Raw genomic sequence first — 21,286 nt, 5'->3', positions numbered from 1 at the left:
AGGAAACCGGAGGTCGGGCATGGACAATCACACCAGCAGGGCAACGCAGCAAACACGCTGCCTTTGCGCCATACCGTCACCGACATCGCCCACCCTTGCAGAACGGGAGACCGCCCGTGCCGCATGATCCCGTCTGCCTGATCCACGGTGCATGGCAGGGGGCATGGGTCTGGAACAGGCTGTCCCCGCTGCTGGAACAGGCGGGCATTCCGGTACTGGCCGCAGATCTGCCCGGCAACGGGGCGGACGGCTCCGACCCGGCTGCGGTCACGCTGGAAATCTGTCTGGATTACCTTGATCGTCTGATCGCCCCCTATGACCATGTCAGTGTGGTGGGCCATTCCGGCGGGGGCATGATCGCCTCGGCCCTGGCCGAACGGAACAAGAAGGCCGTCCGCATCGCCTATATCGCAGGCATCGTGCTGCCGGCAGGTTTGGGGTTTGCCGAGGTACAGGCCCGGATGGCAGGCGACAAGGGCATCAGCCGGGGGATCACGCCATATCTGGTCTGGTCGGATGACGGGCGGGTGACATCGGTTCCGCACAGCGTGGCCCAGGCAATCCTGTTCAACGACTGCCCGCCGCAGGTTGCCCGCACCGCCAGCCTTGCCCTGACGCCGCAGGGCGAAGGTACGCGGTCGGTCCGCCTTGGCAGCGATGCAAGGTTCACGAAACTGCCCCGGCTTTACGTGGAGGCGACCGAGGATATGTCCGTCCCCCTCCCCCTCCAGCGGCATATGCAGCGCCTGCTGCCCCGGGCGCTGGTGGCGGATCTCCCGGTGGGCCATGTGCCGCATCTAGTGGCTCCGCAATTGCTTGCAGATCACCTGATCCCCTTTCTGACCGGCGGGCGTGATGATGAGGCCCTGCTGCTGCACGACGATAAATTCCATGAAATTCTTTAACGGAGACATTATGAAAACCCTGAGCACATTCCTCCTCTCGGCCGCCTTCGGGATTACCGGCGCGGCCGCCAATGCCGCCGATTCCGTCACCTTCATGATCGACTGGCTGCCGGCCGGGGATAAGGCCGCCATCTATTACGGCATCGAAAGCGGCATCTTCGATGAGGCTGATCTGGATGTATCGGTCATGGTGGGCCGTGGATCCTCGGATGTGGTCACGAAACTGGCCACCGGCACGGCGGACATAGGCTCCGGCGGGCTGTCGGCGCTGATGCAGGCCGCGGCAACGGGCGATATTCCGGTAAAGGCGGTGCAATCCGTTTATACCATGCAGCCCGATGTGATCTTCACCACCACCGATACCGGCATCTCCACACTTCAGGATCTGGTGGGCAAGAAGATCGCGACTGCCACCTTCTCCTCTTCCAACGTGGTCTGGCCCCTGCTGCTGGAGGCGAACGGCCTTTCCGCCGATGCGATCGTTCCGATCAAGGTCGATCCCGGCGCGCTTGGCCCGATGTTGGCGACCGGTCAGATCGATGCCACCATCAACTGGAACACCAAGGCCCCGGGACTGGAGGGGCCCCTGGCCGAAACCGGCAAGACGCTGGCAATGCTGCCCTGGTCCGATTTTGGCTATGAAGGGTACGGCCTGTCGATCTTCGCCTCGGAAAAGATGATTGATGACCGGCCCGAAGTTCTGTCGCGTTTCCTGACCGCCTATAGCGAGGCAACCAAGGCCGCGATTGCCGACCCCGCGGGTGCCGCCGCCGCGATGAAGGCGATGGTGCCGGAAATCGACGTGGATACTGCCCAGAAGGAATGGGAAGTCTCGATCCCGCTGATGGTCAATGACATTACCGAAAAGGACGGCATGGGCACCTTCGAAGCCGAACGCCTGGCCGTGACTTGGGATTGGGTCGCCCGCTCGCTGGACCTGGATCCTGCCTCGCTTGATCCGCAAAGCCTGATCGCCACAGCCGAATAATCACCCCCACCTCCCCAAGCGCGGCAGTCCCCACCGGCCTGCCGCCCCTTTCCAAAGGATCTGGCGCATGCGGACCCCCCCTGCCATCCATTTCAAAGACATAGAGCAGGTGTTTCCTGGCAAGAGCGGTGCGCCGATCCATGCGTTGCACGCCCTCGATTTCCGGATCGAACGGCATGAATTCGTCTCGGTTCTCGGGCCGTCCGGTTGCGGCAAATCCACCCTGCTGCGGCTGCTGTCGGGGCTGATGCTGCCAAGCGACGGCCAGGTAGAGGTTTTCGGCAGCCCGATCAAGGGACCGCGCGATGACGTGGGAATCGTTTTCCAGCGCCCGACCCTGCTGCCGTGGCTATCGGTCATCGACAATGTGACATTCCCGATGCGGCACAAATACGGCCGCGTTACCCCGGATGACCGCAAGCGCGGATTGGAAATGCTGGACCTTGTCCGGTTGGGGGATTTTGCAGACAAACGTATCGACGAGCTTTCGGGCGGAATGCAGCAACGGGTCGGGATTGCACGCGCGCTGCTTCTGGACCCCGACATCCTGCTGATGGACGAACCCTTCAGCGCACTTGACGCCCTTTCACGCGATGAAATGAGCTTCGAGCTGTTACGGATCTGGCGCGAACGGCCCAAGACGGTCCTGTTCATCACCCATTCCATCCCCGAGGCACTGCTGCTTTCCGACAGGATCATCGTGCTGAGCGAACGGCCCGGCACGGTACGCGACGAGATCATCGTTCCCTTTGCCCGCCCGCGCACGCTGGAAACGATGGCCGATCCGCGATTCACCGAAATGGCGAACAGCATCCGTCGCCGTTTGTTTTCCCACCCGGTCGACGGAGGCGAAGCATGACATCCCCCACACCCCAAACCGCCGCCCAGACCCGTCTTGCCGCCCTGATGCAGCCCGTGCGTATGACACCGCGCCGCCGCCTGCTGGATATGCTGGACCGTTTCACGCCCTTTCTGGCGTTCGTGGCCGTGCTGGTCATATGGGAGGCCGCGACCCATATCTTCGCGATCCCGTCATTCCTGCTGCCTGCCCCGACGGCAATTCTGGGTGCCGGCATCGCGGTGGACCCGATGGTCTGGCTGGATCATATCTGGGCCACCGTGCGGGTGGCGCTGACGGGATATGCCGCGTCCATCGCCATCGCCATTCCGCTGGCCGTGGCCCTGTCGGATTCGCGTTTTCTGAAACGGACGCTCTATCCGATGCTGATCGTGGTCCAATCGACCCCTGTCGTCGCCGTGGCCCCGATCATCGTGGTCACATTGGGTGCAGGTGATCTGCCGCGGGTGGTCATCACCTTCCTTATCGCCTTCTTTCCGATCGTCGTCTCCACCACCACCGGGCTGATGGCCACACCGGATGAGCTGATCGAACTGTCCCGCTCGCTCAGGGCTGGCCGCATCCGCGAGATCTACCAGATCCGCCTGCCCTATGCCCTGCCCTATGTATTCTCGGCGTTGAAGATATCGGTCACGCTGTCGATCATTGGCGCCGTGGTGGCCGAATTCGTCGCGGCCCAGTCGGGCCTCGGGTACTTCATCGGCTTTTCGACATCCTTCTTCAAAATTCCGCAGGCCTTTGCCGGGCTGATCGTTCTGGTCGTGATCAGCCTTGTGATGTTCCGCGCCGTGGCATGGGTCCAGAACCGCTTTGCCCCCTGGTCCCTGCCCAAATCCGAAAGGAAATAAGATGCCCCCACATACATTTGATGAATCTCGTGACGAAGAGTTCCTGCGTGCCGCCTTTGCCGTGGCAGCCAAGGCGCGCGACGGAGGCGACCATCCCTTCGGATCGGTTCTGATCGGGCCGGAAGGGGAATTGCTGATGGAACAGGGCAATGCCTATACCAGCGAAGGCTGCGACATGACGGCCCATGCCGAACGGGTCCTGTGCAGCCGCGCCTCAAAGACATACGCCATCGATTTTCTGAACAAATGCACCCTTTATACATCGGCTGAACCCTGCGCGATGTGTGCAGGGGCCATGTATTGGGCAGGAATCGGGCGCGTGGTCTTCGGGCAGACCGAGGCCGATCTGAAGGCCCGCACAGGGGATCATCCGGAAAATCCGACACTCGACCTGCCATGCCATATCGTTTTCGCGGCGGGTCAGCGTCAGGTGGTGATCAAGGGGCCCTTGCTGGAAGAAGAGGCCGCGAAGCTGCAGGATGGCTTCTGGCAGGCCTGAAAATCACCGGCGCGGCTTGTGCCGCGCCGGTGTACCTGATGCTTAGCGCTTCGATGCAGGGGTCCATGCGAATTTCTGCATGCCCTCATCAACCGGCGTCTCGGCAACGTGGTTGGTATAGTTGCTCATCACTTTCTGCGCGAGGCCGAGGATGATTTCCAGAACCTGCTGCTCACCATACCCGGCGGCATAGAACGCCTCCATCTGGGCATCGGTCGGGCGACCGCGGCTGTCCAGCATGGCCAGCGTGAAGGTGCGCAGGGCTTCCAGCTTCTCGCTCGGCAGCGGCGTTTCATCACGCAGCGCGTTAGAGATATCGTCGCTGACCTTCATAGCCTTGGCGATGCCGGTATGCGCCGGAACGCAGTAATGGCATTCATGCGCCACGTTGATGGTCTGCCAGACAACGGTCTTTTCATCGGCATCGAACGAGGTCTTTTCGGCGAACAGGCCGTGAAGCACCTGATAACCATCAAGCAATGCGGGCGATTGCGCCATGACGGCGTGCAGGCCCGGCAAACGACCGAATGCCGCCTTCGATTTTTCGATCAGGGGCAGTGCGGCCTCGGGGGCTGTGGTTTCATCAAGCTTTTCGAACTTTGCCATTTTTGGCTCCTTTGAGAGTTGCCTATCGTGTCTGTGCCTTAACCTGTACCCACTTGAGCGATCATTCAAGAATAAATTGAGCAATCGCTCAAAATAAATCGTGAGGGTACTTTGCCTGAGCAAAGCAAGGCTGTATGAAAGGAATATGGCACGCACAGCGACATATGACAGGGATACGGCACTGGATGCCGCCATGCAGCTTTTCTGGGTGAAGGGCTATCACGCCACATCCATGAAGGATCTGGAGGCCGTGCTGCACATGCGCCCCGGCTCGATATATGCCGCGTTCCACAGCAAGGAGGCGTTGTTTCGCGCCGCGCTGGACCGATACGCCACGCGGATGGCGGGTGATATGCAGGCACTGATCGACAACAGCCCCTCCCCCTTGGCCGCTCTGCAATCCCAACTGCTGAGCCTGGCCGACCTTACGCCCTGCGATCGCCCCTCAACGGCCTGCATGCTGGTGAAATCCCTGCTGGATGTACCGGACGAAGGGGATCTTCGCCGGTTCATCACCGATCATCTGGACCGGATAGAGCGGCTGATCGGTGGCGCCTTGCAAAAGGCCCGCGACCGTGGAGAGCTGGAAGCCGATTGTGATACGGGCCGGCTGGCCCGCCGCGTCCAGACCTATATCTTCGGGCTGAAGGTACAGGCCCAGCGCGAACGGGATCCGCAGCGGATGCAGGATCTATGTGCCGATCTGGCTGACGAATTGGGCCGGATTGCCGCCTGAAGCGGTCTTTTCACTTTCATCGCGACGGAAAATGCGCGTCCGCCCGTTCAGAACGGGATGAACGCCGCTGGCCGTGCAAAAAGAAAGTGACCCTATGGCAAATCTGAAGAACCTCGGGCTGATCGCCGCAATGGCCGCAGCGCCGTTTCCCGCCTTGGCCCATCACGGCAGCAGTGGGCAGTTCGATTTGAGCAAGACCGTTGAATTCACCGGCAGCGTCACCCGCATCCGCCTCGTGAACCCGCATGCCTATGTGTATTTCGACGTGACAGGCACCGCAGGCGATGTGACCAATGTGCGCTGCGAACTGCAGTCCGGATCGCTGCTCAAACGGAACGGCTGGTCGGCCGACATGTTTGAAAAAGGCAGCACCATTTCCGTGGTCGGGGCACCGGATCGGACGGATCCGACCACCTGCTACATGAAGCAGATCACCTTTGAAAACGGCATGACCGCCACCCGCAACAGCACCTTCGATACCGATGGCACCGTACTGGCCGAACAGCGCCCGACGGAGCAGGACGACGGCACCCCGAACATAGATGGCAACTGGGTGAAGGTCCGTGACGAAAACGCCCCTCCTGAAGGCGGCAACGAAACGCGCACCGAACTGACCGACGCCGGGAAGAAAGCCGTCGAGGGCGCCACCAGTGACGACAATCCCCGCTTCCATTGCCAGGCCACGAATATCTTCATGGACTGGTGGATGGATGAAATGGTGAACAGGATAGAGCAGACCTCGACCGAGATCACGATGGACTACGGCTTCATGGACATGGAGCGGACCATCCATCTGGATGGCCAGCCCATGCCCGAGGATTACACCCCGGGCCGCGCCGGATATTCCACCGGCGAATGGCAGGACGGCACATTGGTCGTCACCACCACAGGATTTGACGAAGGCTGGATCATGGCCCCGATCGGTGGCGGACCGGACGGGCATACACCGCCCGACGAAGGCGAACGGCCTCAGAACCGCCCCGAGGGGGGACCGGAGGGCGGCAAGGGGCGCGGCGGCCCACCTCCCACACCGATGAAGAACAGCACTGAAATGGTGGTGACCGAACGCTTCACCCTCAATGACGACGGGACCGTATTGCACCGCGAATACACCATGGTCGATCCGCTGTATCTGCAGGGGGAGATCACGGGATCCGATGATGTGACGCTGACTACCGACCCCTACGAACCCTATGACTGCGATGATCTGACCAACGAACGGTCGCATTGATTCCGACCCTATCCCGCACACCGCGCCACGCATCTGTGGCGCGGCGACGATTCAAGGAACACATGAAATGGAAACGCTGTACTGGCTGGAGGATTCGGCCCTCGGCATGATGGTTTCCAGCTCTGAATGGGGCTATCCGATCATCCTGACGCTTCATGCTATCGGCATGGGCATCCTTGTGGGGGTCGCCCTGATGCTGGCCATCAGGGTCATGGGCTTTGCTGCTGCCATTCCGGTCACGGCGATGTTCCCCTATTGGCGTGTGGCGCTTGGCGGTTTCGTTCTGAACCTGCTTTCAGGCTCCGCGCTTTTCTGCGGCAATGCATCGGAATTGTTCTTCAACTGGGCATTCCGCATTAAGATTGCCCTCGTGTTTCTGGGGCTGGGATTGAGCTGGTGGCTGGTCCGGATCTGCATCAGCCGGACCGACAACATTTCTTTCCGCCATCGCCGCCTTGCCGTTGCGGCAACCCTCACATGGGTGGCGGCAATCATCTCCGGCCGCCTGATCGGCTATATGTCCTGAAGGGAAATCCGATGGATAGCTTGCTGCCCCTGATTACCGATACACTGAATGCCACCGCGCTCAGCCGTCTGGTGATGAACAACGCCTATGTTTTTCCCGCGCTGGAAATGGCGCATTTCCTGGGTCTGTGCCTGCTGTTCGGTTCCCTGCTGATTGTGGATCTGCGGGTGATCGGGCTGGCCCCGGACGTGCCGATGCAGCGGGTCGGTCTGTTTGTACGCTTTGCCCTGATCGGCTTTGCAATCAACCTGACATCGGGATTGCTGTTCGTGGTGGGGGATTCAGACCGCTATCTGGTCAATATCGCCTTCTGGGCAAAAATGGGCACCATCATGATTGCTGGCCTGAATACCGCCTATTTCGTGTGGCGCATAAAACCGCAAATGGATGCAGGTGTCGCGACCAGATATCTGACACCGGATGCCCGCGTGGTTGCATGGCTATCGCTGATCCTGTGGACCTCTGTCATCACCCTTGGCCGCTTCATGCCCTATGTCGAGGGCATGTGACGCATTTCCCGCGGCGCGATACCCTATTTCCCGGGCCGCTCGATCCCGTATTTCTGCAGCAGTTTGCCCTGCCCCATGAAGAACAGGAACAAGGCAGCCGTCAGCCCGAATGTCTTGAAGCTGACCCATGTCTCGGTAGAGAACATCCGCCACACGATCTCATTCGCCAGCGCCAACCCGAACAGGAATGCACACATGCGGCGGGTCAGGATCATCCACCCCTGCTCCTGCATGGGAATGGCCTCATCCAGAACCACGCGCAGATAGCTGCGCCCGCGCAACAGACCCACGCCGAGGATAGAGCCGAAGATCAGATAGATCAGCGTCGGCTTCATCTTGAAGAACCGCTCATCGTTCAGCCAGACCGACAGGCCGCCGAACACGACGGCCATGACGACCGTTGCAATCTGCATCTTGGCCAGATGCCCCGTCAGCGCCCAGAGAATGCCGGTCGTGATTACCAGCAGCGGGACAAAGGCCGCGGTTGCCACGATGAAGCCGCTGTACTCGGTGCCTCCGAAGGTAAAGACCCGGTCCTTCATCATGATATAGGCGATGAAGAACAGGGCCACCGGCCCCAGTTCCAGCGCCATCTTCAGCATCGGGTGGATTTTACGTCCGGTCATCCTGCGTTCTTCCTTATCCCAGTTGAACAAGAACCGCGCCTGCCGCAATTCCGCCCATCAGCGCGATCCGCGCCGGTGTTGATTTTTCGCCCAGTACCAGCCAGCCGATCAGGGCCGCAAACAAAGTCGATGTCTCGCGCAAGGAGGACACTTCGGCAACCTTGCCGATACGGGTGCCCAGCATCACGCCGCCGAAACTAACCAGCCCGAACAGCGCGCCCATCATCCCGCGTGTCATGACGGGCCGCATCCACGCCAGCCCCTCGCTGCGCCGCCACCATCCCACCAGAAGCGGGAAATCGAACGAGGTTGCAATAAACAACCAGATCACAAAGGCGAAGGGGTTTTCCCACAGCCGGATGCTCCAGGCATCATAGGTCGTATAGACGGCCACCATGATCCCCGTCATCACCGCCCACGACAGGGCGGCCACCAGCATGGGCCGGTTCAGCGAGGTCGCGCGCAGGTTCATCCGCGCCAACCCCAGAATACATCCCGACAGAACGCCAACTCCCAGCCATTGCACAGGCCCGTAATGTTCGCTCAGGAACAGCGCGGCAAAGGTCAGCGTGGCCAATGGGCCCGTTCCGCGCACCACGGGATACACGACCGTATAGGCCCCCCGCTCGTAGGCCATCGCCATGAATGTCTTGTACATGAAATGGATGATGGTGGCCCCGCCAAGGATGATCCATTCCCCCCCCGTGGGCCAGGGCATCAGGATCAATCCGATCGGCAGGCAGATGGCCATGATCCAGGCGTCGATGCTGGCACGGCTGACCCATGGATCATGCCGCCCTTTCTGCAATGCGCCGAAACAGGCGTGGGCAAGCGCGGATGTCAGTGCCAGCCCCATGGCCACATGGCTGCCCAGCGGAGTTCCCGCAATCGCGTTCAGCCATTCGACCATCAGGATGTCACTTCACTTCGAGGCCGACAAGCGCACGGGCAAATTCATCGGGATCGAAGGCCTGCAGATCATCGATCTGCTCCCCCACCCCGATCGCATGGATGGGCAAGCCAAAACGGTCTGCCAGCGCCACAAGGACCCCGCCACGCGCGGTGCCATCCAGCTTGGTCATCACAAGGCCGGACACATCGGCCAGCTTCTGGAACACCTCAACCTGCATGACCGCGTTCTGGCCGGTCGTGGCGTCCAGCACCAGAAGGGTATTATGCGGCGCGGTCGGATCCTTCTTGCGGATCACGCGCACGATCTTGGACAGCTCTTCCATCAGGTCGGCGCGGTTCTGCAAACGTCCTGCGGTGTCGATCATCAACAGATCGGCCCCTTCTGCTTCGGCCCGCACCATCGCGTCATAGGCAAGCGATGCCGGATCCGATCCTTCCGGCGCCGTCATCACGGGAACGCCTGCGCGATCCCCCCAGACCTGCAACTGCTCCACCGCGGCGGCCCGGAAGGTATCGCCTGCGGCGATCACCACCGTCTTGCCCGCCGCCCGGAACTGGCTGGCCAGTTTGCCGATCGTCGTGGTCTTGCCCGACCCGTTCACGCCCACCACCAGCACGACCTGGGGGCGCTGCGTCCGCAAGGGCATCGGTTTTGCCACCGGGTTCATGACGCGGGCAATCTCGGAGGCCAGCGCCTCCCGGATTTCGGTCGTGCCCACACGACGGCCAAAACGCCCCTCGGCAATATTCGCAGCCACGCGCAGGGATGTATCGACGCCCATATCGGCCGAGATCAACAGCTCTTCCAGCCCTTCGAGCATCGCATCATCAAAGACCCGCTTCGGCTCTTCGCCCAGCAGGCGGCCAAGAAGCCCGGTCTTTTCGGGTTCGGCATCCGGCGGCTTGGGCGCATCCTCGACAATCGCCTCGATCCCCTCACCAAGACGGTCCGAGGATCGCGTCATCCGGTCGCGCAATTTACGGAAGAAGGACGCCATCTTGGCCTCGTTTTTTAGGTCACATTCCACCTAGTCAGTTTGCAGCCCCATGTCCACGTCTGGACCGGCGGGAAATGGATCATTCTGCCCGCAATGCTGGCAAATACCGCCCTAAACCGCCAAAATGCGCACCATTGCCCCGGAGGAAACGATGCGCGCCCTGCTTGCCATCCTGACATTGACCACCCTTGCCGGCCCAGCGCTGGCGGCGCCTCCGTTAAGCGTGGCCGAATTCGAACGATATGTGACAGGCAGGACGCTGACCTATGCCCTGAACGGCAGCGTTGCAGGCATCGAGCAATACATGTCCGACCGGCGCGTGATGTGGGTTGATGAGGAACATCAGTGCCAGACGGGAAAATGGTACCCCAAATCCTCGCAGATCTGCTTTGCCTACAAGGGCGAGGATCAACCCAAATGCTGGACGTTCTTCAAGGAAGGCGACCGGCTCAGCGCCCGCTATGAAACCGGCGGTACCGGCCAGATCATGACGGAGATCCATGCCAGCAAATCCCCCCTTGCCTGCAGCACCCCCGAGGCGGGGGCCTAGAACAGCTCTCCCTGTTGCGGAGGGGCCTTGGACTTGCCGCCGCGCGGGGGCTTCGCGCCAAGCGTCAGGCGACCGTCATGGAATTCAGCCTCCAGAACCTGGGCCTTCTGGGCGGCGGATCTAGTGGTCACCACATCACCATCCCCGCGAATCACGGCATAGCCGCGTGCAAGGGTTTCGCGGTACCCCAATGTCAGCCGCAGGCGGTCGGTGGCCTCCAATGTTGCCGCACGGGCCTTCAACGCCGCCATGGGCGCTGCGTGCAAGCGCATCTCCAGCGCGTGCAGCTTGTCCCGCTGAACTGCCAGATCCCGGCCCGCCTGCGCCACGGCCCGTGCCAATGCGGGGTCCAGCCGTGCGCCAAAGCCTGCCAGCCGCTCCTTGCCGCGCGCCGTGCCGCGATTTGTGGCAGCATCAAGCGCCCGCGTCCGGTCCGTCAGCCGTTCGCGCCCCCGTCCCGCCAGATCCGCCAACAGGCGGGGCCGCAAATGTGCCGACAGGGTATCCAGCCGGGCACGGCGTTGTGCCACACCAAGGCCGAGCGCGCCGTCCAGACGCCCCGCCCAAAGGTCATGCCGCTGCGAAGCCGTCTGCGTCAGCGTTTCGGGGCGCGGCAAGGCGCGGGCCAGATCGCGCAACCGCTGCCCCCGGTTCACAAAGCCCGTGGCCACGGATCGAGACAGACTTGCGCCCCGCTGGTCCACCGCCGCGATCAGGTCCATTCGCACCGGCACCGCCATTTCGGCCGCAGCCGTGGGTGTCGGCGCACGACGGTCGGCCGCATGATCGATCAGCGTGGTATCGGTTTCATGCCCGACGGCCGAAATCAGGGGAATCCGCGATTCGGCAGCAGCGCGCACCACGATCTCTTCGTTGAACCCCCACAAATCCTCAAGGCTGCCGCCCCCCCGCGCCACGATCAGCAGATCTGGCTTGGGAATGGGCCCACCAGCAGGCAATGCATTGAACCCACGAATGGCGGCAGCCACCTCGGGCGCGCATTTCTCTCCTTGGACCGGCACCGGCCAGATCAGCACATGGCGCGGAAACCGGTCGCGCAGCCGGTGCAGGATATCGCGGATCACGGCACCGGAGGGCGACGTTACCACCCCGATCACCTGCGGCAGCCACGGCAGCGGGCGTTTGCGGGCCTCGTCGAACAAGCCTTCGGCCGCAAGCGCCTTGCGGCGTTTCTCCAGCATGGCCATCAGCGCCCCGGCCCCGGCGGGCCGGATATCGTCAATGATCAGCTGGTATTTGGACTGGCCGGGAAAGGTCGTCATCCGCCCCGTGGCGACCACTTCCATCCCCTCTTCGGGTTTGACCGCCAGCTTGGAGGCCTGACCCTTCCAGGTGATGGCAGCCACAACGGAACGGTCGTCCTTCAGGTCGTAATACAGATGGCCGGAGGCCGGGCGGGAAACACGGCCGATCTCTCCCCGCACGCGCACCTGCCCGAATTCGCCCTCGATCACCCGTTTGACCGCCCCCGACAGCTCGGACACGGTGAAATCATGGGCATTGTCATCAGGGGCTTCGAACAGGTCCATGTGCGGCCTTCTTGCGGTTTTACGGGTCCGACCCTAAAACGCGAAGGGCAAAAGGCCAAGCGGGGGCGGCAATGAATATCCTGATACTGGGCAGTGGCGGGCGCGAACATGCGCTGGCATGGGCAATCAAGCAGAACCCGAAATGCGATCGGCTGATCGTGGCGCCGGGGAATGCGGGCATCGCGGGCGTGGCCGAATGCGCGGATCTGGACATCATGGACGGGGCCGCCGTGGCCGCATTCTGCAAGGAGCATGACATCGGCTTCCTGATCATCGGCCCCGAGGCGCCCTTGGCCGCAGGTGTGGCCGATGCCGCCCGTGCCGCGGGGATCCTGACCTTCGGGCCATCAGCCGAAGCGGCCCGGATCGAGGCGTCGAAATCGTTCACCAAGGAACTCTGCGATGCCGTGGGGGCCCCGACAGCTGCCTATGCCCGCTTTACCGAGGCGGCTCCTGCACGCGACTACATCCGCGCACAGGGCGCGCCCATCGTGGTCAAGGCCGACGGTCTTGCCGCAGGCAAGGGCGTGATCGTCGCCATGACCGAGGCCGAGGCGCTGGATGCCATCGACGACATGTTCGGCGGTGAATTCGGGGCCGCCGGTGCCGAAGTGGTGATCGAGGCCTTCATGACCGGCGAAGAGGCTTCGTTCTTCGTGCTGTCGGACGGCACCAATATCCTGCCGGTCGGTACGGCGCAGGACCACAAACGGGCCTATGACGGGGACAAGGGGCCGAACACCGGCGGCATGGGGGCCTATTCCCCCGCCCCGGTATTGACCGATGCCATCGCGCAGGATGTGCTGGACCAGATCGTTGCCCCCTGCGTGGCCGAACTGGCGCGGCGCGGAACCCCCTATCAGGGGGTGATCTTCGTTGGCCTCATGATCGAGGACGGCAAGGCCCGCCTTGTCGAATTCAACGCCCGCTTCGGCGATCCGGAATGCCAGACGCTGATGATGCGCCTTGGTGCGCAGGCTCTGGACCTGCTTCTGGCCTGTGCCGAGGGGCAGCTTGACCGGATCAGCGCCCAATGGGCCGATGACCATGCGGTAACGGTGGTCATGGCGGCCCGCGGATATCCGGGCGCCTATGAAAAGGGCTCTGTCATCCGGGGGCTGGAGGCATTGCCGGCCACCAGCCGGCAGATGGTGTTCCACGCAGGGACCACGGCGCGTGAAGGCCATATCACGGCCACCGGGGGCCGTGTTCTGGCCGTGACCGCACGCGGTGCCACATTGGCCGAGGCACAGGCAGAGGCCTATCGCATGGTGGATGCCATCGACTGGCCCGAGGGGTTTGCCCGCCGCGATATCGGGTGGCGCGCGTTGTAACATCGCTTGCCCTTGGCGAAGCGGATCGCTAAGGGGGTCCCCGTATGTCCGGCAGAGGGGGGGAACCTATGCCAACTCTTGTCATGAAATTTGGCGGCACATCAGTGGCCGACTTGTCGCGCATCAAGAACGCGGCGAACAAGGTCAAGGCAGAGGTTGCGCGCGGCTATGACGTCATCGTCATCGTCAGCGCAATGTCTGGCAAGACAAACGAACTGGTGGGATGGGTCGAACAGACCTCTCCGCTGTTCGACGCGCGGGAATACGATGCGATCGTATCCAGCGGCGAAAACGTGACGGCGGGCCTGATGGCGCTGACGTTGCAGGAAATGGATGTGCCTGCACGGTCGTGGCAGGGCTGGCAGGTGCCGATCAACACCACCTCCGCGCATTCGGCGGCACGGTTTCTGGATATTCCGCGAACCAACATCGAGGCAAAGTTTGCCGAAGGGTTCAAGGTTGCGGTTGTCGCAGGCTTTCAGGGGGTTTCACCCGAAGGCCGGATCACCACGCTGGGTCGTGGCGGATCGGATACGACCGCGGTCGCCTTTGCTGCCGCCTTCGGGGCCGAGCGGTGTGACATCTACACCGATGTCGACGGCATCTATACCACCGACCCGCGCATCACGTCCAAGGCCCGCAAGCTGGACCGGATCGCGTTCGAGGAAATGCTGGAGCTGGCAAGCCTCGGGGCAAAGGTGCTGCAGACCCGTTCGGTCGAACTGGCGATGCGCTACAAGGTGAAATTGCGCGTCCTGTCCTCCTTCGAGGATACGGACGAAACATCTGGAACCCTGGTCTGCGACGAGGATGATATCATGGAATCGAAAGTAGTTTCTGGCGTCGCCTATTCGCGCGACGAAGCCAAGGTCACGCTGGTCACGGTCGAGGACCGTCCGGGTATCGCCGCCTCCATCTTCGGGCCTCTGGCCGATGCGGGCGTGAACGTGGACATGATCGTCCAGAACATCTCGGAGCGGGATTACGAGGATTATCCCGGCTCGGTGACGGACATGACCTTCTCCTGCCCTGTCAATCAGGTGGCGCGGGCGAAACAGGCCATGGAAGATGCCAAGGCAAAGGGCCTGATAAACTACGAAGAGATGGTGGTTGATGATGATGTGGCGAAGGTGTCGGTGGTCGGCATCGGCATGCGCAGCCACGCAGGCGTCGCGGCCAAGATGTTCAAGGCGCTGTCGGCAGACAATGTGAACATCAAGGTTATCGCCACGTCCGAGATCAAGATTTCGGTTCTGATCGACCGGAAATATATGGAACTCGCTGTTCAAGCGCTCCATGATGCCTTTGATCTGGAGAAGGCCTGACGCACAAGGGGGACCACCCGTGCCGAAACGCAATGACAGCGATAGCCGCAAACTTCTGAGGCGCTTGCGTGACAGTCTGGCCCTGCCCGGTCAAGGGCAGGACCGCTTGGACCGTATCACCAACCTGATCGCGGATTCGATGCACTCGGAAGTGTGCTCGATCTATCTGTTCCGTGATCCGGAAACGCTGGAATTGTGTTCCACCGAAGGCCTGAAGGCCGAGGCCGTCCACCAGACCCGCCTGAAGCTGGGTGAAGGGCTGGTCGGCCAGGTTGCCCGCAAGGGCGAACCGATGAATACGGCAAATGCCCCGGCCGCCAAGGGCTTCCGCTACATGCCCGAAACGGGTGAGGAAGCCTATCCTGCGTTTCTGGGCGTTCCGATCCAGCGGATCGGCGAACGTCTGGGCGTGCTGGTGGTGCAATCCAAGGTCGCCCGCGTCTATGCCGAAGACGAGGTCGATGCGCTGGAAGTGGTGGCGATGGTGCTGGCCGAGATGGCCGAACTGGGCGCCTTCAACAGCGACGAGGCGATGGCGGGCAAGCATACCCACCCGCTGATGGTGCGCGGCAGCACCGGACAGGAGGGCGTGGCCGAAGGGCACGTCTGGCTGCACGAACCCCGCGTGGTCGTGACCAATCCGGTGGCCGAAGACCCTCTGACAGAGATCGAACGTATCCGCGCCGCCGTGGATCGCCTGCGGGTCTCCGTGGATGATCTGCTTTCGGTCGCCACACTGGACAAGGAACAGCGGCAGGTTCTTGAGGCCTATCGCATGTTCGCCCATTCGCGCGGCTGGCTGCGCCGGATGGAAGAGGATATCGCCCGTGGTCTGTCCGCCGAGGCCGCGGTGCAGAAAGAACAGTCGGCCACCCGCGCCCGCATGGAACAGGTGCCCGACGCCTATTTGCGGGATCGCCTGCATGATCTGGACGATCTGGCAAACCGCCTGCTGCGCATCCTGACGGGTCAGGGCACGGATACGGGGGCCGAGATGCCCGCGGATCCGGTGCTGGTGGCCCGGAATATCGGCCCTGCCGAATTGCTGGACTACGGGCGCAAGCTGAAGGGCATCGTGCTGGAAGAGGGGTCGGTCGGGTCGCATGCCGCAATCGTGGCACGTGCCCTGGCAATTCCCCTGGTCATCCATGCGGACCGCATCCTGTCCGAAGCATTGAACGGCAACGCCATCGTGGTGGACGGCGATCAGGGCATCGTGCATCTGCGCCCCGAGGAAACCATCGCACGCTCTTTCCGTGACAAGATGGCAATGCAGGCGCAGGCGCAGGAACGCTATGCCTCGCTGCGCAGCCTGCCGGCAGAATCACGCTGCGGCACGATCACGGCACTGCATATGAACGCGGGGCTGATGGCGGATCTTCCGTCGCTGGAACATTCCGGCGCAGAACGTGTGGGCCTGTTCCGGACGGAACTGCAGTTCCTGATCCGGAACCAGATGCCCCGCCGTGAGGAACTGGCAGCAATCTATGCCCGCGTGCTGGATGCAGCCAAAGGACGGGGCGTGACCTTCCGCACCCTCGACATCGGGTCGGACAAGGTTCTGCCCTACATGAAACCGCATGACGAGCCCAACCCGGCAATGGGCTGGCGTGCCATACGCGTCGGGCTGGACAAGCCCGGCATCCTGCGGATGCAGTTGCAGGCCCTGATCCGCGCGCATCGGGGCGAGCCGATGTCGCTCATGTTCCCCTTCATCGCCGAAGGGTCCGAATTCTATGACGCCCGTGCCATGCTGGACGCCCAGCTGGAGCGTGAACGGATGCTGGGTCATGTCATCCCGCGTACGATCCGCATCGGTGCCATGCTGGAAACCCCCGCGCTGGCCTTTGCCCCCGACCGCTTCTTCCGCGAGGTGGATTTCATCTCTATCGGCGGAAACGATCTGAAGCAGTTCTTCTTTGCCGCCGATCGTGAAAACGAACTGGTACGCCGCCGGTATGACACGCTCAGCCCGTCCTTTCTGGAATTCATCTGCCGCATCGTGGCGCGCTGTCAGGAATTCAACACCGATCTGTCGTTCTGCGGAGAGGATGCAGGCCGCCCGATAGAGGCGATGTGTTTTGCCGCCCTTGGCATCCGCACCCTGTCCATGCGTCCCGCCTCCATCGGCCCGGTCAAGACATTGCTGCGACGGATCGATCTGACCCAGCTGCAGGGCGTCATCAAAACCGCCATCATGGACGGCGAGAATGCCCGCCAGCCGGTAACGGACTGGCTGGCAATGCAGACATCGGACTGATCACCCAATCGGCGCTGACCAGCCTGTGAGCGAGCGAAAACCGCTTTGCCCTTGACCTTGTAGCTATGACTGTCGAAACACCCCCTATGGCCAGCGCACATCTTTCCATCGACCTCGACGCAATTGCCGCCAACTGGCGCACCCTCAGCCGTATGACAGGCCCCGACACCCAGACCGGGGCCGTGGTCAAGGCGGATGCCTATGGCCTGGGGTCGGGACGCGTTTCACATGCCCTTGCCAAGGCCGGGGCACGCCGCTTTTTCGTGGCCGCCGCCGAAGAGGGGGCCGCCATCCGCAAGGCGCTTGGCACCGGTCCCCAGATCAATGTGTTCTCGGGGCATATGGAGGGCGACGCCGCCCTTATCCGTGATCTTGACCTGACGCCGATGCTGAATTCCGTCGATCAGATCATGCGCCATGTGGAATCACTGCCCGGACATTCCTTCGGTATCCAGCTGGATACCGGAATGAACCGGCTGGGATTAGAAATGGCCGAATGGCAAGCTGTGGCCTCGATGGTGCTGGAGCTGGGGCCGGAATTGGTCATGTCGCATCTGGCCTGTTCCGACACGCCCGACGATCCGATGAACGAGGCGCAACTGGCCGAATTTCGCGCCATGACCGATGGCTGCGGTGTTCCGCGCTCGCTCTCGGCCACTGGCGGCATTCTTCTGGGCGAACGCTATCACTTCGATCTGACGCGCCCGGGAATCGGCCTTTATGGCGGTCGCCCCTATGATGCCGGACAGCCTGCCGTGCGCCTGTCGCTGCCCGTCATCCAGACGCGGGAAGTGGCCGCGGGCGAGGTTGTCGGATATTCGGGAACATGGCGTGCCGAGGCGCCTGCCTTTGTCGCCACGGTCGCCGCCGGATATGCCGACGGGCTGATGCGCACACTTTCGAACAATACCCGACTTTGGGCCGGATCAACCCCCTGCCCGCTGATCGGCCGCGTGTCGATGGATCTCGTCACGGTCGATATCTCCCATCTGAAGGAGGTGCCGACCGCGCTGGACATCCTTGGCCCGCATCAGACCGCGGACGATCTGGCGGATGCCGCCGGCACTATCGGCTATGAGGTCATGACCTCGCTTGGCGCGCGATACCAGCGCCGTTATTCAGGGGATGACCTATGATCTTGACCGCACCGCTTGCCGCGATCGGCCGTCCTGTCATGGCGATGCTGGCCGGTATCGGCCGCATTTCGATTTTCGCCGCACAGGTTGTCAGCCACATCCTGCGCCCGCCCTTCTATCCGCGCGAATTCTTTGCCGCGGTGATGCAGATCGGCTGGTTCAGCCTGCCGGTCGTCGCGATGACGGCCCTGTTCACCGGCGGTGCGCTTGCCTTGCAGATCTATGCCGGTGGCGCACGCTACGGTGCCGAGGCGGCGGTCCCCTCCATCACCGCGCTTGGCATGGTCCGTGAACTCGGGCCGGTTCTGGGCGGCCTGATGGTTGCGGCACGGGTCACTTCCTCCATTGCGGCGGAAATCGGCACGATGAAGGTGACCGAGCAGATCGATGCGCTGACCACCCTTTCGACCAACCCGATCAAGTATCTGGCCGTGCCAAGGGTGGTGGCAGCCGTTCTGGTCATGCCAGTTCTGGTGGCGGTTGGCGATGTGATCGGCATTGCCGGGGGGTGGCTGGTGGGCGTGAACCAGCTTGGCTTCAATTCGGCCACCTATATCAAGAATACCGCCGATTTCCTGCAATTCTGGGACGTAGGCTCCGGCCTGGTAAAGGGCGCGGCCTTCGGATTCATCATTGCCCTGATGGGCGTATATCACGGGATGTATTCCGGGCGCGGCGCGCAGGGCGTCGGGACCGCCACCAAATCCGCGGTGGTTGCCGCCTCGGTGCTGATCCTCGCATCGAACTTCCTGCTGACAAGGGTGTTCTTCGGGTCATGATAGAACTTACAAACGTTCACAAGGCTTTCGGGCCGAAACACGTCCTGAGCGGCGTTGACCTGAATATCGCCAAAGGCACCAGCATGGTGATCATCGGCGGTTCGGGCACCGGAAAATCGGTCCTTCTGAAATCGGTCCTCGGCCTGATCCGGCCAGACAGCGGCACGATTACGCTGGATGGCAAGGATGTGGCCAAAGGCGACCGGGATGCTTTTCTGGCCCGTTTCGGAATGCTGTTCCAAGGGGGGGCGCTGTTCGACTCCCTTCGCGTCTGGGAAAATGTGGCATTCCGCCTTCGTCACGGCAAGCAGACCCTGCCGAAGCACGAGGCCCGCGAAATCGCCATCGAGAAACTGCGCCGCGTCGGGCTGAAGCCGGATGTGGCCGACCAGTTTCCTGCCGAACTGTCAGGCGGCATGCAGAAACGCGTGGGGCTTGCCCGTGCCATTGCCGCCGAACCCGAGATCATCTTTTTCGACGAGCCGACCACGGGCCTTGATCCGATCATGTCCGGCGTCATCAACGACCTTATCCGCGAGATTGTGACCGAAATGGGGGCGACCGCGATGACGATCACTCATGACATGACCTCGGTCCGCGCGATTGCCGACAATGTGGCAATGCTGCACGGCGGCAAGGTGCGCTGGTCAGGCCCCGTTGCCGATCTGGATGCCACGGATGATCCCTACGTCCAGCAGTTCATCCACGGGCGGGCCGAGGGGCCGATCGAAAGCGTGCGCTGATGGCCAAGGCAGCCGCATTCACCTGCACCGCCTGCGGTGCGGCCCACCGCAAATGGGCCGGACGGTGTGATGCCTGCGGTGCGTGGAACTCCATCGTGGAAGAGGCGCCCCTGTCCTCGGGACCGAAAACGCTTGGCGCGGCACGCGGCAAGGGGATCGAACTGACCGATCTTGCCACTGAAGAGGCCCCGCCCCCGCGCGCCTCTTCCGGCATGGACGAACTGGACCGCGTACTGGGTGGCGGGCTGGTTTCCGCCTCGGCCATTCTGGTGGGCGGCGATCCCGGCATCGGGAAATCGACGCTGCTTCTGCAGGCTGCGGCCAGCTTTGCCCTGTCGGGGCTGAAGTGTCTCTATATTTCGGGCGAGGAATCCTCGGCGCAGGTCAGGATGCGTGCACAGCGGCTGGGATTGGCCCATGCCCCTGTTGCGCTTGGCGCGGAAACCAACCTGCGCGAGATTCTGACCACATTGGACCGGGAGCGTCCGGCGCTGGCCATCATCGATTCCATCCAGACGATGTGGATGGACAACATCGAAAGCGCCCCCGGTTCGGTCAGCCAGGTCCGGGCCGCATCCCACGAACTGGTCACATTTGCCAAGACGCGCGGCGTTGCCGTCATTCTGGTCGGGCATGTCACCAAGGAAGGGCAGATTGCCGGGCCGCGTGTCGTCGAACACATGGTCGATACGGTTCTCTATTTTGAAGGGGAGCGGGGCCACCAGTTCCGTATCCTGCGGGCCGTAAAGAACCGTTTCGGACCTGCCGATGAAATCGGGGTCTTCGAAATGACGGGGGACGGGCTGGCCCAAGTGGCCAACCCTTCGGCCCTGTTCCTGTCCGAGCGGGACAAGCCCGCCCCCGGTTCTGCCGTATTCGCGGGGATCGAAGGTACGCGCCCCGTCCTGACCGAAATTCAGGCGCTGGTTGCCCCCTCGCCGCTCGGCACCCCGCGTCGCACGGTGGTCGGGCTGGATTCCGGCAGGCTGTCCACCATTCTGGCTGTGCTGGAAGCGCGTTGCGCCATTCCCTTTGCCGGTCTTGACGTATTCTTGAACGTAGCTGGCGGGATGCGGGTGAATGAGCCGGCCGCCGATTTGGCTGTTGCAGCAGCGCTTCTTTCGGCGCGTGAAGATGTTGCAATTCCGCCCGACATGGTTCTTTTCGGTGAAATCAGCCTGTCCGGAGCGCTTCGCCCGGTCGGGCAGACCGAAAACAGGTTGAAAGAAGCCTCGAAACTTGGTTTCACACGGGCGATTGCCCCAAGCCGCTCCAAGCTCGGATCGGTAGAGGGAATGGATGTGCGGCAGATGGCCGACCTGACCGCCTTTGTTGGCGAAGTGTTCGGGGCCGGCTGACCGGAGAG

Annotated in this window: 22 protein-coding genes; 17 read left to right on the top strand and 5 right to left on the bottom strand. The window is 62.3% G+C overall.

Annotated elements, in window-relative coordinates; genetic code table 11:
• Positions 1-116 precede the first annotated feature (116 nt).
• The 5 genes from TR36_RS09980 (at position 117) to TR36_RS09960 (ending at position 4,099) form a co-directional block, all read left to right on the top strand.
• Positions 117-905: an alpha/beta fold hydrolase gene (locus TR36_RS09980; RefSeq protein ID WP_062763130.1), complete on the top strand. Its 789-nt coding sequence runs from the start codon at positions 117-119 to the stop codon at positions 903-905.
• A gap of 10 nt (positions 906-915) precedes the next feature.
• Positions 916-1,893 carry an ABC transporter substrate-binding protein gene (locus TR36_RS09975; protein ID WP_045391164.1) on the top strand — a complete coding sequence of 326 codons (978 nt, stop codon included), beginning with the start codon at positions 916-918 and terminating at the stop codon, positions 1,891-1,893.
• A 67-nt stretch (positions 1,894-1,960) separates the two neighbouring features.
• Positions 1,961-2,752, top strand: a complete 792-nt coding sequence (locus TR36_RS09970) for an ABC transporter ATP-binding protein (RefSeq protein ID WP_045391167.1) — start codon at positions 1,961-1,963, stop codon at positions 2,750-2,752.
• Positions 2,749-3,600, top strand: a complete 852-nt coding sequence (locus TR36_RS09965; RefSeq protein WP_202814398.1) for an ABC transporter permease — start codon at positions 2,749-2,751, stop codon at positions 3,598-3,600. The genes TR36_RS09970 and TR36_RS09965 overlap by 4 nt, the downstream gene beginning before the upstream one ends.
• A 1-nt stretch (position 3,601) precedes the next feature.
• A complete protein-coding gene (locus TR36_RS09960; RefSeq protein WP_062763128.1) occupies positions 3,602-4,099 on the top strand; it encodes a nucleoside deaminase in 498 nt (165 codons plus the stop codon).
• 42 nt (positions 4,100-4,141) lie between these two features.
• On the opposite strand, the gene TR36_RS09955 is transcribed toward TR36_RS09960, so the two are convergent.
• Complete coding sequence (locus tag TR36_RS09955) at positions 4,142-4,705, bottom strand: carboxymuconolactone decarboxylase family protein (RefSeq protein ID WP_045391173.1); 564 nt, start codon at positions 4,703-4,705, stop codon at positions 4,142-4,144.
• Between the two features lie 145 nt (positions 4,706-4,850).
• Here TR36_RS09955 and TR36_RS09950 point away from each other — a divergent pair, with 145 nt between their 5' ends.
• The 4 genes from TR36_RS09950 to TR36_RS09935 all read left to right on the top strand — a co-directional run bounded on the left by TR36_RS09950 (position 4,851) and on the right by TR36_RS09935 (position 7,707).
• Positions 4,851-5,441, top strand: coding sequence for a TetR/AcrR family transcriptional regulator (locus tag TR36_RS09950; RefSeq protein ID WP_045391176.1), 591 nt, complete (start codon positions 4,851-4,853; stop codon positions 5,439-5,441).
• Positions 5,442-5,535: 94 nt separating this feature from the next.
• Positions 5,536-6,672 carry a DUF6152 family protein gene (locus TR36_RS09945; RefSeq protein ID WP_052362612.1) on the top strand — a complete coding sequence of 379 codons (1,137 nt, stop codon included), beginning with the start codon at positions 5,536-5,538 and terminating at the stop codon, positions 6,670-6,672.
• Between the two features lie 67 nt (positions 6,673-6,739).
• On the top strand, positions 6,740-7,198 hold the full coding sequence (locus TR36_RS09940; RefSeq protein ID WP_045391179.1) for a hypothetical protein: 459 nt from the start codon (positions 6,740-6,742) through the stop codon (positions 7,196-7,198).
• 11 nt (positions 7,199-7,209) lie between these two features.
• Entirely contained in the window at positions 7,210-7,707 is a 498-nt protein-coding gene (locus TR36_RS09935) for a DUF6644 family protein (RefSeq protein ID WP_045391181.1), read from the top strand.
• 23 nt (positions 7,708-7,730) lie between these two features.
• Here the strand turns inward: TR36_RS09935 and TR36_RS09930 are convergent, their stop codons facing one another.
• Genes TR36_RS09930 through ftsY form a run of 3 tightly spaced genes read right to left on the bottom strand, consistent with a single transcriptional unit; the run spans position 7,731 to position 10,243 of the window.
• Positions 7,731-8,333 (bottom strand): inner membrane-spanning protein YciB, encoded by a 603-nt coding sequence (locus tag TR36_RS09930; RefSeq protein ID WP_045391183.1) that lies wholly within the window; start codon positions 8,331-8,333, stop codon positions 7,731-7,733.
• Between the two features lie 13 nt (positions 8,334-8,346).
• Complete coding sequence (locus tag TR36_RS09925) at positions 8,347-9,243, bottom strand: DMT family transporter (protein WP_045391185.1); 897 nt, start codon at positions 9,241-9,243, stop codon at positions 8,347-8,349.
• Positions 9,244-9,250: 7 nt separating this feature from the next.
• A complete protein-coding gene (ftsY, locus tag TR36_RS09920) occupies positions 9,251-10,243 on the bottom strand; it encodes a signal recognition particle-docking protein FtsY (protein WP_045391188.1) in 993 nt (330 codons plus the stop codon).
• Positions 10,244-10,394: 151 nt separating this feature from the next.
• Here ftsY and TR36_RS09915 point away from each other — a divergent pair, with 151 nt between their 5' ends.
• The gene (locus TR36_RS09915; RefSeq protein ID WP_045391953.1) at positions 10,395-10,793 is read left to right on the top strand and encodes a hypothetical protein; all 399 of its coding nucleotides are present in this window, start codon (positions 10,395-10,397) and stop codon (positions 10,791-10,793) included.
• On the opposite strand, the gene xseA is transcribed toward TR36_RS09915, so the two are convergent.
• Positions 10,790-12,343 carry an exodeoxyribonuclease VII large subunit gene (gene xseA / locus TR36_RS09910; protein WP_045391191.1) on the bottom strand — a complete coding sequence of 518 codons (1,554 nt, stop codon included), beginning with the start codon at positions 12,341-12,343 and terminating at the stop codon, positions 10,790-10,792. The genes TR36_RS09915 and xseA overlap by 4 nt on opposite strands.
• A gap of 71 nt (positions 12,344-12,414) precedes the next feature.
• Here xseA and purD point away from each other — a divergent pair, with 71 nt between their 5' ends.
• From purD to radA, 7 genes are all read left to right on the top strand, one after another.
• Entirely contained in the window at positions 12,415-13,677 is a 1,263-nt protein-coding gene (gene purD / locus TR36_RS09905) for a phosphoribosylamine--glycine ligase (protein ID WP_045391194.1), read from the top strand.
• Between the two features lie 68 nt (positions 13,678-13,745).
• Entirely contained in the window at positions 13,746-15,002 is a 1,257-nt protein-coding gene (locus tag TR36_RS09900) for an aspartate kinase (protein WP_045391197.1), read from the top strand.
• Positions 15,003-15,021: 19 nt separating this feature from the next.
• Entirely contained in the window at positions 15,022-17,262 is a 2,241-nt protein-coding gene (ptsP, locus tag TR36_RS09895; RefSeq protein ID WP_045391200.1) for a phosphoenolpyruvate--protein phosphotransferase, read from the top strand.
• 86 nt (positions 17,263-17,348) lie between these two features.
• Positions 17,349-18,398: an alanine racemase gene (alr, locus tag TR36_RS09890; RefSeq protein WP_045391203.1), complete on the top strand. Its 1,050-nt coding sequence runs from the start codon at positions 17,349-17,351 to the stop codon at positions 18,396-18,398.
• Entirely contained in the window at positions 18,395-19,177 is a 783-nt protein-coding gene (locus TR36_RS09885) for an ABC transporter permease (protein WP_045391206.1), read from the top strand. Before alr ends, TR36_RS09885 begins: the two co-directional genes overlap by 4 nt.
• Complete coding sequence (locus TR36_RS09880; RefSeq protein ID WP_062763126.1) at positions 19,174-19,920, top strand: ABC transporter ATP-binding protein; 747 nt, start codon at positions 19,174-19,176, stop codon at positions 19,918-19,920. Before TR36_RS09885 ends, TR36_RS09880 begins: the two co-directional genes overlap by 4 nt.
• The gene (gene radA / locus TR36_RS09875) at positions 19,920-21,278 is read left to right on the top strand and encodes a DNA repair protein RadA (protein ID WP_062763124.1); all 1,359 of its coding nucleotides are present in this window, start codon (positions 19,920-19,922) and stop codon (positions 21,276-21,278) included. Before TR36_RS09880 ends, radA begins: the two co-directional genes overlap by 1 nt.
• Positions 21,279-21,286: the final 8 nt, after the last annotated feature.

The organism is Falsirhodobacter sp. alg1, from assembly GCF_000739715.2.
In the GTDB taxonomy this organism is placed as follows: domain Bacteria; phylum Pseudomonadota; class Alphaproteobacteria; order Rhodobacterales; family Rhodobacteraceae; genus Falsirhodobacter.
The sequence above is the reverse complement of the archived record's forward strand: the minus strand, read 5'-3'. Positions and strand labels throughout refer to the sequence as shown.